The organism is Arthrobacter nitrophenolicus, from assembly GCF_000332815.1.
Taxonomy (GTDB): Bacteria; Actinomycetota; Actinomycetes; order Actinomycetales; family Micrococcaceae; genus Arthrobacter; species Arthrobacter nitrophenolicus.
Window position 1 is genome coordinate 1 of the sequence record NZ_AOFD01000027.1, and the last position, 13430, is coordinate 13430.

The following is a 13430-nucleotide window of genomic DNA, read 5'->3' on the forward strand; positions in this document are numbered from 1 at the left end:
ATCCACCCCGGCCAGGACCTGGTCCAGGAACGGGCGGCGGGTCAGCTGGGTGAATGTTTCCTCGTGCAGCGAGTCCAGGGACACGTTAATCCGGGTCAGCCCGGCGGCCTTGAGGGGCGCGGCCTTCCTGGCGAGCCCCACGCCGTTGGTGGTCATGGAAATCGGCAGGTCGGGATGGTTCCGCCGCAGCTCCGCGATGATGTCCACCAGGTCGTGCCGCACCAGCGGCTCACCGCCGGTCAGCCGGAGTTCGCGGACGCCCAACTGCTCGACGCCGATCCGGACAATGCGGACAATTTCCTCGGCGGACATGACCGCCTGTTTCGCGAGCCATTCGAGGCCCTCTGCAGGCATGCAGTAGGTGCAGCGCAGGTTGCACTTGTCTGTCAGGGACAGCCGCATGTCCGTGGCACGGCGGCCGTAGCGGTCCACCAGCCCGGCACCCGCGCCGGCAGGACGGGCCGCCGGTACGGACAGCCCGGCATCCTCCCGCGGCTGCGGCATTCCTAGCTGGACACTCATGAAATCAGGCTACGCGAAACCAAGATGGACGCGTTTGTGCTGGAAGGGACAATTGGGGCGGCCAGTTATGCCAAGTAGCTATAGCCCGAAACTCCGCATACCTGCTGAAATCATTTTGCAGTCAGGATTACCAGCTTATACACAGCGCAATGGACGCGACGCGTATCTGAAAATCATGCAAGGAGCCGGCGGCCAAAGCTTTCGTCGGAAAAGTGAAGCGCCCTGGCGTGGCCAAGCAGGATTTCAGTAAGACCGAAAAGATCTCCCGAAGGCAGGACATGCAGAGGCAAGAAGAGCAGTTGATCGCGCTGACCGGCAACAGTCCCGGCCCGGGGACCACCGGAAACTCGCTGCCGGAACATGAACACCGAAGCATTTCCACGCACCTACAGGCAATCCGGGATGTGCTCTTTCCGCTGTTGACCCCACCCAAGGTTGAGCAATTGCCTCTAATGGCTGCGCTCGGTCGCGGCCTGGCGGAGACCTTATATGCACCGATAGATTTGCCACCCTTCACCAACTCTCAGATGGATGGCTATGCAGTCAGATCCCAAGACGTAGCAGAGGGCCGGGGACAATTGCGTGTGGCGCCGCCGGTCCCGGCGGGCGCATTGCCGTCCCCTTTGACTCGAGGGACGGCTGCTCCAATCATGACTGGAGCCCTATTACCCGCTGGGGCTGATGCTGTCGTCCCCATCGAGCGGGCAGTGCCAAACCTTTTTCCGCCCCCTGGTTCGGATACGACAGTGCGGCTTCCCGAGACAGCCGCGGGAACGTTCGTCCGTGGTGCTGGCACTGATATAGCTTCCGGCGAGTGTGCACTCGCCGCTGGCACTGTTCTCGGCCCACGTCAGCTTGGTTTGCTCGCGGCGTTGGGTGTCACTGAGGTTGTTGTTAACCAGAAGCTCACAGTGCTGCTGGCCACCACGGGGGACGAGGTCCTTGAGCCCGGAGAGAACCTCGCGCCAGGAAAGATTTACGACGCAAATAACACTCTTTTGGAGTCCTCGATGCTCCAGGCCGGGCTTACCGTGATCAGGGCGGGCATTGTCAAGGATGAGCCTGGCGCTCTATCAAAGCTCCTGAGAAGTCATGCTGCCCATGTCGACCTGATTGTTACCAGTGGTGGTGTGAGTAATGGTGCCTACGAGCCCGTTAGGCAGACGATGGTCGATCATGACGTTGAATTTTCCCATGTCGCCATTCAACCCGGCGGACCCCAGGGAGTCGGCACTTTTGACGGAATTCCAATCCTCGCGTTCCCCGGAAACCCGGTCAGCTGCTTAATCTCGTTCGAGATGTTCCTGCGTCCGCTGCTCAGCGAAATGTTTGCCGCGCCGACACCGAGGCTTTCCCTCCATGCACCCCTTTCGCATCCCCTAACGTCGCCCACAAAAAAGCATCAGGTCAGGCGGGGAGTCCTCTTACCGAATGGCACAGTACGGCTGGAAGGGGGTGAAGGTTCCCATCTGCTCGGAGCACTTGCACGGGCGAACGTTCTGGTGCACATCCCAGAGGGAATCTCTGAACTAGCTGAGGGATCGAAGGTGGAGGTGTGGGCAGTATGAGGCTAAGAAGCTATCCTGGTGGGCTCACTCACCTGCGGCCGGACGGCAGCGCGCAAATGGTGGATGTTTCAGGAAAAATTGAATCCGACCGGGAGGCGACGGCTACGGCAACGCTCCGTACAACTGGTGAAGTTCTGCTGCTGCTCACAGCAGAAGGGTTGCCTAAGGGTGACGCCTTGGCCGTGGCCCGGATCGCTGGCATCTTGGCTACCAAGAGAACGTCCGACTTGATTCCGCTGTGCCACCCGCTGCCTATCTCGAAGGTCGCGGTCGACTTCGTACTGGCGTCGGACAGCGTGCAGCTTGTTGCCACTGTGAAAACCAATGGCGTGACAGGTGTAGAGATGGAAGCCCTGACTGCGGTGACCGTCGCCGCCTTAACCGTTTACGACATGATCAAGGCTGTAGACAAGCATGCTGTTCTCACCGATATCCGGGTGCTCGCCAAGAGTGGCGGCAAGAGTGGAAACTGGGCGCTGTGAGCATTCTTGGAAAGATGCATGGTTCTAATGGAAGAGGCTGCGCTGGCCTAATGAGAGGACAGGCATGAGCACTGTTCAACAGACGAGTCGTGGAAAAATTGCTACCGGACGGCAGCCAAGCAGGCAGGCCCTTACCGTGGTCCATTCCGGGCTCAGCGATCGACAGCTCTCCGTAGACGTGGCCATCGCTGCCGTGGAGTCGAGCGCATCCGGAGCAGTGGTCAGCTTTAGTGGAGTAGTGCGCAATCACGACGGCGGTAAGGCAGTCGAGCGACTGAGCTACACCGCCCACCCCAAGGCGCCCCAGATCCTGAAAGACGTTTTGGAGGCGGTTGCTGCCGAGTACTCATTTCCAGATGAGGCTGAGGGGTCCGTGCCTGTGCGAATTTGGGCGGCACACCGCGTGGGTGCACTTCGGATTGGGGATGCGGCTCTTGTTTGTGCTGTAGCCACCGGACACCGTGGACAAGCTTTCGCCCTGTGTGCGGAACTGGTTGACCGGATCAAGGATGAAGTACCCATTTGGAAGGAGCAGTTCTTTTCCGATGGAACCGTGGAATGGGTTGGTGTCGGGACCGCAGGATGAACTTTTCCGTACCCCTCACATCTGAATTGAGGTGATCAGGTCATCCAGGAAGGATGTCCACGAGTTCTCTCAGTCAGCACGTAGACGTCGTCGCATTGCCCACCGCCACGGTTGTGAGAACCATCAGCGGAGTCGCGAGCCCGGCGATGCACCGACCCGGAAGCAAAAGGGGTGACTACCCGGGCGCGAATGTAGCGTCGGAGCCCTGCTGGGTATTCCCACATTGAATGATCTATAGAAAGAGGACCATGTGAGCATCACCCGTTGCATCAGCGCCCTGCTGGCCGCGGGCTTCCTTGCCGCCGGACTGGCCGGCTGCGCTTCCGCTACCGCGGGCACAGCCCCGAGCGGCTCCACGAACGCAAGCGCCGGCGGCACCAAGGCGACTGTCGGCACCGTGACCGTTTACGCCGCCGCGTCCCTGAAGTCGACCTTCACCGAGATTGCCGCCGAGTTCGAGGCTGCGCATCCGGGCACGAAGGTCACGCTCAACTTCGCCGGATCCTCGGACCTGGTCGCCCAGATCACCCAAGGCGCCCCGGCCGACGTGTTCGCCTCCGCCGACACCAAGAACATGGCCAAGCTCTCGGACGCCCGGCTCATCGACCGAACACCAACCAACTTCGCCACGAACGTCCTGGAGATTGCAGTTCCACCGACCAACCCGGCGTCGATAACTTCCTTCACGGACCTGGCGAAGCCGGGCGTTAAGGTGGTTGTCTGCGCACCGCAGGTACCTTGTGGCTCCGCCGCCGAGAAGGTGGAAAAGGTCATGGGAACAACCTTGAAGCCAGTCAGCGAGGAATCCTCAGTTGCGGATGTCCTAAGCAAGGTCATTTCCGGGGAAGCCGACGCTGGCTTGGTCTATGCCACCGACGTCAAGGCCGCAGGCGACAAAGTCAAGGGCATCGAATTCAGCGAGTCGCGCCAGGCCGTGAACACATATCCGATCGCCACTGTGGACAGCAGCAAGAACAAGGATCTGGCCAATACCTTTATCGCCATGGTCACTGGCAGCGAAGGCAAAAAGGTCCTTGCTCACGCCGGGTTCGGCACCCCGTAAAAAGCCTGGACAGCCAGCATGACGCACCGGCACAAGACCGGCTATAACGGTGTCCCGCCGTGGGTTTTCGCCATCGCAGCAGCAGGAGGGCTGTTTGTCCTGCTGCCGCTGGCCGCCATGGTGGCCAAGGTCAACTGGGGGCAGTTCATCCCGCTCGTTACGTCGGAATCCTCGCTCACGGCGCTCGGCCTTAGCTTAGGACGTCGGCGGCCAGCACGGTGTTATGCATCGTCTTAGGGGTACCGCTGGCCCTCGTCCTGGCCCGCGCGAGATTCCCGGGTCAGCGCCTGCTGCGGGCGTTCGTTATGCTTCCCCTTGTCCTTCCCCCCGTCGTCGGCGGCATCGCATTGCTCTATACCTTTGGCCGCCAAGGCCTGCTCGGGCGGAGCCTAGAGCTGGCGGGCATCCAGATCATGTTCTCCACCACCGCCGTCGTCCTCGCCCAGACGTTTGTGGCATTGCCGTTCCTGGTGGTCAGCCTTGAGGGATCTCTGCGCACCGCTGGCGTAAAGTATGAGGCGGTCGCGGCAACGCTAGGCGCCCACCCCACAACGGTGCTGCGCCGCGTCACTATCCCGCTGGTCCTGCCCGGTCTCGCCTCCGGATCCGTGCTGTCCTTCGCGCGCTGCCTGGGCGAATTCGGCGCCACCCTCACTTTCGCCGGCAGCCTGCAGGGTGCCACCCGCACATTGCCGCTGGAAATCTATCTTCAACGCGAAACGGACGCCGATGCCGCCGTCGCGCTTTCCCTGGTGCTGGTGGCGGTGGCAGTGGCCGTCGTCGGGCTTTCCTTCCGGCAGCCCCGGACGCTGGCGGCAGAGGCGGAATCAAAATGACCCTGGATCTCAATGCCGCGCTGCACGCGCGCAACTTCGACGTCTCTTTCACACTTGAGGCCACGGAAACAGTGGCCGTGCTTGGTCCCAACGGCGCCGGCAAGTCGACGCTGCTGGGGATCATCGCCGGGCTCATCCGCCCGGACAGTGGGAATGCCGTGCTCGGACAGAAAAGGCTGTTCAAACTCGACAGGGGGACGAACCACTTCCTGCCGCCGCACACTCGGGGAACGGCACTGCTCGCCCAGGAACCGCTCCTGTTTCCGCACATGAGCGTGCTGGAGAACGTAGCCTTCGGGCCACGGGCGGCCGGTGCGAACCGGACCAATGCGCTGCAGACGGCCTGGCACTGGCTCACCGAAGTGGAAGCCGAGGAGTTTGCCGACCGGCGACCCGCCCAACTCTCCGGCGGCCAGGCGCAGCGCGTCGCCATCGCGCGTGCCCTGGCCACGGACCCCGAACTGCTGCTCCTCGATGAACCCATGGCCGCCCTCGACATCCATGCCGCTCCCATGCTGCGCCGCCTTCTCAAACGGGTCCTCGCCAACCGCCGTGCCATCATCATCACGCACGATGTCCTGGACGCGCTCGTGCTCGCCGACCGGGCAACAATCATCGAAGGCGGACGGATCACGGAGGAAGGCTCCACCCGCCAGGTCCTGGAAAAACCACGCAGCAAGTTCGCCGCCGGACTGGCGGGCATGAACCTGCTCCCCGGAACCATTACCGGCCACGGGCTCACGTCCCACGGCGGACTGGACATTACTGCGCACCCCGAGGACGGTGCCGTCCCCGGCCAGAACGGCGTCGCCGTCTTTTCGCCGACGGCAGTCTCGGTCTTCCCAAGCGCCGAGCACGGCAGCCCGCGGAACTCATTCGCCGTCACCATCACAGACTTGGAACCCCACGGCGACCAGATTCGTGTGCACGCGGGCGGCCTTTCCGCGGACATCACCCCGGCGGCCTCGGTGGACCTCGGGCTCACGCCCGGGATGCGCGTCCACTTCGTCATCAAGGCCACGGCCATCGCCGTCTATCCGGCGTAGCCTACAGGACACAAAGCAGCCCGTGTTCTCCCCCGCCACGACATGTCCCTTCCCCGCAAATCAAATGGGTGTAAACGCAGGGGTGGGTTCTTGGTTCATTCCTGCCGACCGACTGGCCTCCGTCGAAGTTGATATCAACGGCGTTCAGGCCACTGCCTCCAACGTTGCCCAACATTTTGAGGCAACAAACACACCAAGGAAAGACCCGGCCGGACATGGGCAATCCTGGCCCGCCTGATGCTCCGGCGCACTGGCGTCATCGCTATTGGACGCCTCAATGTACAGCTAGAGCCTGGCTGTTGGTCTTCCCGTTACAGGCAACGGTCTGCGGAAAACTGGGTAGACCACTTCAGATCAGTCCTTCGCTGGCGCTGCGGGATTGGTGGTTCGTCCGATGAGACCCCACCTGCAGGACCCAGCCATTAATCGATGATCTCTCGGCTCCAGGACCATAGGCTCCGATGTCAGGCGACGTTGATCCCGCTGTTACCACACAAGAACATATTGATGACCCGCTAACAGAGGAAGGAGGCAAGGGGCGCAGCAGGCCTCATCAGGTCACACGGCTTCAATCTGACAGTCGGCGGAAAAACTTCAGGCGTTTCCGAATCCATCTCATCACACGACGCTCTCCCCGGCTCCCTTCAGCGGGGATGTAAAAATCTGGATCTGTGCCCCCGCGAGGAAGATAGACCTCCTCCCCCGGCGCTGGGAATGACGTTGCTGTTTTCATATTCTCAGAAGTCATCCAATCCTCCTCTCGGCCCTCCTTAGGGCATCTTGATGAACCGACGTGCCACAGGGAAATTCTTGGTCTGCATTGCTTCAACCTGCGAACGCGCCCTTGACCATAACGGATCCACGGTAGCCTCAGCGTGGCTCGGCGTCTTTAGACGCGACCATCAAATTTGTACTTCTGGCAGGGCCTAGGAAACCCTTCACTTCCGGCTAGGTGCATGATAAACACCCTCGCGCCAAGCGAATAAGGCCCCCATGTGTCATGGCAAAAGCTGCGACACGCCCGCCTTGAAGTGAGCTTTATAAGAAGCCTTGCGAGTCACCTTTTTGAAGCAATTGCAACGACCGGCTCCACCCCTGCGGCAAACCGCCCTGAAACCTTTTGGGTGCATCGGCGATCAGCTGGTTCGACCAGCTAATATACAGGCGGACAGCTTCCGCTACAGGGAAAAGAAGAAGTCGATCCGATCCCCTCCGAGATGGCGGGTACTCGACCGAGCTCCCGGGTTTCCCGCTTCGGGCCAATAGGGGGCCAGCACGTTGCAGTGATCGCGCTCCTTAGACGTACAAGCCTTATGCCGCAGTTGGCCGACGGTGACTGTTGGATGAGCCCTTACCTCGTACTGGCTCATTCCAAGATCAATGACCAAGACCCCATGTCGTAGCGCTGCGCGGACTGAGCTACCAGTTCGATGGCGGCGTCCTATGTTCGCCCCTTTTCGGCGACCTCGTTGACGTCACCTCGATCTTCCTGGCGACCTTGCGTCTCGTTTCGGATGTTGGGGCTGCCTGCATTCTTAGATCAGAAGCTTTGCTTTGAGGGTAAAGACCATTAGTTATAGCATCCGGCACCGTGGTTCCTTGTCGTCGCCGTGAGCCCGGAGAGCAGTCAAAACTCACCGATCTCTCTTGGATGATTCCCTTCGCGAGGGCCGTTGTCGTTAACGTCCAGCGCGCATTGGACGGCTTAAGCGAGGTGCCTAACTGAGTGACCTGAAGTCAGGCCCGCATTTAGCTTTAGTCCAAAGCCTGCGCGGAAGAGCGGAACGGTCATGTCGAACGGCACATCTTCCTATGAGGCCTCGACAGCGGCCATGGAAGACGCAAGGCCGAAGAGGACGGGTTCCCTTGGGCGGGGTGCGTCCAGTAAGTGCTTCTGTCAAACCTTATTGCTGAAGCCAAACCGACATCGGCTAACGCAACCCGGATGAATTGAATGAGACTGCCCGGGCGTTCCAATGTACAGCGCAGCGCTGGATAGCCCAAGGTTTGGGTTGCAGTCACGGTACGTGAACCTATCGAATCTCTGGACCTAAACAAGACATTTCTGGAGCGCCTGTTTTTGGACCGAGTTCGTGCTCGTCGAGAACTAATTTGTACCCTGAGCATCCTCTATAACGTCATAAAGTGCAGTCTGATGGTCTACCGATTGTAGTTCGTCCAGCCTGGTTCGTGAGGCGAGAAAGGCAGGATCCTTATGCCAGGCCTCCCAGTCCTGCCGGCTTCTCCAGGTCCCTATGATGACTCGCGTGCTGGGTTCATGAGAGGGGGCGAGCAGCTGACCGGAAATCCAGCCTTCCTTGTCGTGGGCTGATTTGAAGCGCTCTCGGATTAGGTGGTCCCATTCGTTCTCTGAGTTCGACTTGAGTTGCATAGTGCTGACAACGGTTATCATGCAATCTCCTCATACCGTGACAATTGTCTACCACTAAGGGTCTAGTCGTGTTATTGGGTTAGATGCGGGCTTATCCACGGAGCAAGAGTCAGGCAGAATGGGGTCGGTTTCGGGAGACCCGCCCGAGGGCTTCGAGATTCTCCTATTTCGTCGCCAGAACCACGGCCTCCAGCGAGCCACGGAAATCCGTTCTACCTAAGGGACCCGCCCATATGAGAGCGGGCCCCTTAGATCAGTGCAGGTGTAGAAGGAGCGGGAACGCTTTTGATGCTTCTTACTGCCGTACCGGCAATCGATTCGTCTTTCTGGAACGGACAGATACTACTAAAGCGATTAGAAAGACCACCACCGTGCCGATCATGACGTACGGTAGTGCGTTCAGGGGCGCAGGCCCGGGGTTTAGGATGCCGTTGAGGTATAGCCAGAGAACCGTTGCTGAAGCCATAACTGCTCCGACGTTGACGATGAGGGACCCACTGGCCTTCGATCGGTTCAGTAGAACGGCGCCCCCGATACAGATGAGGAAGTAAGGGATCACCCAGAAATACACCAGCAAGGTTGCAATGTACCCATTGATTTCCAGGGGGCTTGCTGGAGTAAGCCAGAGAAGCAGGGCTGGCCCGATCACGGAGGGAATCCCGATGAAAGCGATCGCAGCACCCGGGCTTTTGTATCGTTTGTTGACTCTGATCAGTGCAGACGGCAGGAGGGCATCGGATGCGGCGCTGACAATTACGCGGGATCCATAGTTGAAGAACCCGATGAGGCTGGCGAAGATGGCCACCGCCAGAACGAGGTCGCTGACGTTGGCTAGGAATCCGACACCTGCTGCTTCTGCAAGTACGGCGTTCGGGGAGATGCCTAGGGCGAGTTTGTCGGCCGCATTAACGAGGGTTGGTACCTGTATCTCGGTGCCGGCCAGGTAGAAGAGACCGATGCCGACGGGGATGACTATGATCGCGCGGGGGATGTTGCGGTGGGGGTTTTTGGTTTCGGCGCCAAGAGCGGCGCTGCCCTCGAACCCGATGAAGTATGCCGAGCCGATTGCCAGACCCTGAAGAAAGCTATTGAGCGTCAAGTCGTTGAGGCTGAGCTGTCCCGCCAAGTCGACGTTTCCACTGAACGCGGTGGCTATAGTGATGACCAGCATGACGGGCAGGGAAATGATGGTGAGAATGACGCTGGATCGGACTGAAAGGTCGATGCCTCGATATGCGATGGTCATAGCTATCAATGTTGCGACCACATAGATTAACAGCTGGATTCCTGGTCCCGCCGCGTTTTGTACCCCGACCGATACTAGGAAACTTCCAAAAAAACCCCCACTCCTACAATGAGTGACATGATCGCGACGATGTAGCCAGGGATCATCGCGGCGGCGATGACGAGAGTGCTCCATGAGCCGAACACATGGCGAATGTACGAGTAAAGCGACCCGGTTCCGATGAAGCGTCGGGCAAACACGGTAATGAACAGCCCAATGAGAGTGAATGCCGCTACCGAGGCGGCCATCGCCAGCCAAGAGGACCGCCCGGAGTACGCGGCGAGGTATGCCGGCACTTGTGCCAGACCAACAGCTGGAACAAATGAGGCTATGGAAAGGCCCATGACCTGGCGTCCTGTCAGGTGCCCTAGCTGCAGGTCGGGGTTGGCAATATCCCCCGCCCTCCCTATTTGGGGACCAACGCCCTCTCCCTGGCTTCCAGAAGAAGTAACTTGCATGGCAGTACGCCTTTCAATTAACTCGAGTGACCCTATGGACAGAATGCATGAGGTTCAATAGCAGATTGTTATTCGACCGCAAATTTGGGAAGCGTGCTTCTGTGCGTTCACCCGCTACGCGTTCTCCCGTATTGTCCTCGTTGACATAGTCAGCATTCAGGAGGAAAACCGATCCAGGCGCCTCGGTTAGGCCATCCACGGACAGTACACTCACACGACAGTTCTGTCATCGATCTACTGTCTTGCTCGTACGGCCTGACAACGGCCTCCTATTGCTCAACCTGTTGCGGAACGCCCTTTGCGGCCCTACCTGTTCTGTTCGACCTGTTAGAGCGGACGTCTGACGTCTACTCGCTACAGTGACAAAACAGAGCCGAAGTGGATTGTCTTGCTGCCTCGCCCAAATCTCAACCGAGGCTGACTCATCATCTTCCGTTCTTTCGTCAAGGCTCGCGATAGACGACAGGACGAAGTTTCCGCACTATTTGAACTGCAAATACCCTTGACAAGGGCAACCGCCCATGTATAACGGTCGGGTCGCGCGAGCCGGAATGCGAAGCCGCTTGCAATTCGGAAAAATTGATTGACGTGGACGCCTGTCCATGTGTTAATGGACGATAACTCTCTCAAGGGCGAGGTCGCTGATTGTCAGCAAGATAAAGGAGTTTGACTTGGTGTCACCAAAAGTAACCACCCCACTTATTATTCAAGGTGACGTTCTTTACCCTGACGACAGCGAATTTGATGCCACCGCAAAAATCTGGGATGGTCGCCACTTGCAGCGGCCGTCTATAATTGCCCGGTGCATAAATGCGGAAGACGTTGGGACATCCATCCGATACGCCCGCGACAACCATCTAGAAATCTCCGTTCGATCCGGCGGCCACAATCCAAATGGCTATGCGACCAACGACGGCGGCATCGTCTTGGACCTCAGGCTGATGAATGCCATTCACATTGACACGTCCGCGGGTCGGGCGCGCGTAGGTGGTGGTGTGATCGCCGGCGATCTCGTCCAAGAGGCAGCCAGGCACGGACTGGCAGCTGTAACGGGCATGCATCCCAAGGTCGGGTTCTGCGGCCTCGCGCTCAATGGTGGCGTTGGCTTCCTCACTCCTTTGTATGGGCTCGCCAGTGACAACATCCTGGCAGCGACTTTGGTGACGGCAACTGGAGACCTTATTCGCTGCTCAGAGGATGAACGGCCCGAATTGTTTTGGGCAATCAGGGGTGCAGGCCCCAACTTTGGCGTCGTGACAGAGGTCGAGGTCGCTCTCCACGAGCTGCCCAGGCAGATGCTTGCCGGGTTCATGACGTGGGAGCCGGCTGTCGATGAACTCGCCGGACTCTTGGCGTCCATCCTCGATGCGCTCAACGCAATGGCGGATCATCTTTACCCGAGCGTTTTCGTCAGCCTGGATGAAGACAGGGCACCTGCCATCACAGTCTGCGTGGGGCACCTCGGAAACCACGATGTCGCCAAACAGGACATGGAACGGCTTCGTGGCCTAGGCCGGCCGGTCTCCGACTCGATTGTCGTCCGCTCCTATGACGAAGTAGTCATGCTCAATGCCGAGGTGGGTAGTTTCGAGGACGGCATGTCAAATCTTTGGATCGACCGGGAGATCGCGGTGTCGAACAAGCGTTTCGCTGAAGCGGTTGCGGCGAATCTCGACAAGTTCATCAGCGAGCCCTCAAATGGAAGTTCCGTGAAGCTGGAGATCGAGGGGATCCCCTTCGCAAACCCGAAGGGGACGCCAGCCCGGCATCGCGATGCGATGGGCGTGTTGGCCGTCGCGGAATGGAACGGGACGAGCCACGGAGGTGCTAAATACCCCGAGAGGGCACGAGAGCTGGACGCCGCACTGCTTCGCGCAGGAGCTACGACTTCTAAATTCGGCCTCCTGAATAACAACTCAGAGGTCACACCAGAGATGGTCGCGGAGGTTTATACCCCCGAAGTTTACCGCCGGCTTGCGGCAGTCAAACGCGAATACGATCCTGAGAACCGCTTTCATCGCAACTACAACATAGCTCCCGAAAGATCCTAACCCTCCAAGGCCCTGCACTAAAGCCCAGGAGGCTCTGACTGATTACGAAGAAGTTGGAGCTACCCATCGCTATCCCAGGCGCCACCCAACAGGAAGGAGCATGGAGAGCCGGGCCCAGCATGGCACCGTTGCATCTCTGCTGCCTCGTCCAATTGGGGGACGCGCAGCAGATCCGGTTCTACTGCGGCCGACGGCCGGCGCCTTCCGTACGGGTGAGGCAGGTAAGCCCTCCCTCCGTGTGGGCGCATGCACTTGGGCTTGCAAGGAAAAGTATCCTCTCTACATACAGAGATAATACTTATGCCCCGGGTCCTCCTAGCTTTGACTGAGCGGAAAGGTCTGCGAGCCCCAACTACACATCCCTATTAGCGGCTTGCTTACCGTGGTTCGGCAGCGTTCTAAGACCACCAAAGCAGTCGGATGGCAAGAAGCTATGGTGAAGGTGGAAGCACCGAGAGCATATTGCCTTGCCTCTTGCTGCCCGCCTATTCCGCTAAGAAGGATGAGTCTGCAGGAGGCAGAGCATCCAGATATGGTGGAAGGCCGTTATAGACCTACCTTATCGAGGTATGCATCTACGAGGTTGTCGCAGAGGTCCTTGTGACGCGGGTCGGATGGATCGGCAAAGTACTGGAGACTGCATCCGTCCATGATTACAATCAGTGCCCTGGCAAGATTTCGTGCAGAAATAGTCTGGTCCTGATTCCCCCGCTTTGCGGCGGCAATCAGCAATTTGGAAATTTCTTTTTCATAGTCACTGTAAACACTGCGGGATAAGTCACCGTGATGCGGGTTACGCTTCGCCCACATCCCGATTTCAAATTGGGCCAGGACGTTCAACTCGTCTGAGACCATCTGGGCCCAAAACAAGTCCATGACGCGATGCGCGATACCTCTTAAGTCCTCCGAGCCGTCGACTACGTGCGGGATGGCACGGACCAGTTGCTGAAGCAGCTCCGCCGCAGCTGCCTGCATGAGCTCATCTTTGTTCGTGAAGCAAACATGCACAGCTGCTAGAGAAGCATTCGCTTCCCCGGCTATCGTTCTTAGGCTGGCATTTTCGACTCCATCACGCTTGATGACCCGAATGGCCGCGTCGATGAGCTGTTCGCGACGATCTACCGTGGAAATACGCAACTTG

Annotated in this window: 11 protein-coding genes and 1 pseudogene; 7 read left to right on the forward strand and 5 right to left on the reverse strand. The window is 58.9% G+C overall.

The features are described 5' to 3' along the window. Window positions 1–522: radical SAM protein (locus tag G205_RS11165; protein WP_200859157.1), on the reverse strand; the 522-nt coding region annotated here is incomplete at its 3' end. A 278-nt stretch (window positions 523–800) separates the two neighbouring features. Between G205_RS11165 and G205_RS11170 the strand changes: the two genes are divergently transcribed. From G205_RS11170 to G205_RS11190, 6 genes and pseudogenes are all read left to right on the forward strand, one after another. Next, on the forward strand, window positions 801–2090 hold the full coding sequence (locus tag G205_RS11170; RefSeq protein ID WP_083875050.1) for a molybdopterin molybdotransferase MoeA: 1290 nt from the start codon (window positions 801–803) through the stop codon (window positions 2088–2090). Next, a complete protein-coding gene (gene moaC, locus G205_RS11175) occupies window positions 2087–2572 on the forward strand; it encodes a cyclic pyranopterin monophosphate synthase MoaC (protein ID WP_009358050.1) in 486 nt (161 codons plus the stop codon). Before G205_RS11170 ends, moaC begins: the two co-directional genes overlap by 4 nt. 64 nt (window positions 2573–2636) lie before the next feature. Beyond that, window positions 2637–3158 carry a molybdenum cofactor biosynthesis protein MoaE gene (locus G205_RS21090; protein WP_083875047.1) on the forward strand — a complete coding sequence of 174 codons (522 nt, stop codon included), beginning with the start codon at window positions 2637–2639 and terminating at the stop codon, window positions 3156–3158. 250 nt (window positions 3159–3408) lie between these two features. Further along, on the forward strand, window positions 3409–4221 hold the full coding sequence (gene modA / locus G205_RS11180; RefSeq protein ID WP_009358052.1) for a molybdate ABC transporter substrate-binding protein: 813 nt from the start codon (window positions 3409–3411) through the stop codon (window positions 4219–4221). An 18-nt stretch (window positions 4222–4239) separates the two neighbouring features. Further along, window positions 4240–5057: pseudogene (locus G205_RS11185) on the forward strand (ABC transporter permease). Then, complete coding sequence (locus G205_RS11190; RefSeq protein ID WP_009358054.1) at window positions 5054–6103, forward strand: sulfate/molybdate ABC transporter ATP-binding protein; 1050 nt, start codon at window positions 5054–5056, stop codon at window positions 6101–6103. Before G205_RS11185 ends, G205_RS11190 begins: the two are co-directional and overlap by 4 nt. Before the next feature lie 2107 nt (window positions 6104–8210). Here the strand turns inward: G205_RS11190 and G205_RS11195 are convergent. From G205_RS11195 to G205_RS22790, 3 genes are all read right to left on the reverse strand, one after another. Next, a complete protein-coding gene (locus tag G205_RS11195; protein WP_009358055.1) occupies window positions 8211–8516 on the reverse strand; it encodes an antibiotic biosynthesis monooxygenase family protein in 306 nt (101 codons plus the stop codon). Between the two features lie 274 nt (window positions 8517–8790). Then, complete coding sequence (locus G205_RS11200; RefSeq protein ID WP_235046870.1) at window positions 8791–9915, reverse strand: APC family permease; 1125 nt, start codon at window positions 9913–9915, stop codon at window positions 8791–8793. After that, window positions 9816–10124 carry a hypothetical protein gene (locus tag G205_RS22790; protein WP_235046883.1) on the reverse strand — a complete coding sequence of 103 codons (309 nt, stop codon included), beginning with the start codon at window positions 10122–10124 and terminating at the stop codon, window positions 9816–9818. Before G205_RS22790 ends, G205_RS11200 begins: the two co-directional genes overlap by 100 nt. Before the next feature lie 788 nt (window positions 10125–10912). Between G205_RS22790 and G205_RS11205 the strand changes: the two genes are divergently transcribed. Further along, window positions 10913–12289, forward strand: coding sequence for an FAD-binding oxidoreductase (locus tag G205_RS11205; RefSeq protein WP_035752807.1), 1377 nt, complete (start codon window positions 10913–10915; stop codon window positions 12287–12289). Window positions 12290–12835: 546 nt separating this feature from the next. Here G205_RS11205 and G205_RS11210 read toward each other — a convergent pair. Further along, window positions 12836–13426, reverse strand: coding sequence for a TetR/AcrR family transcriptional regulator (locus tag G205_RS11210; protein ID WP_235046871.1), 591 nt, complete (start codon window positions 13424–13426; stop codon window positions 12836–12838). Window positions 13427–13430 lie beyond the last annotated feature (4 nt).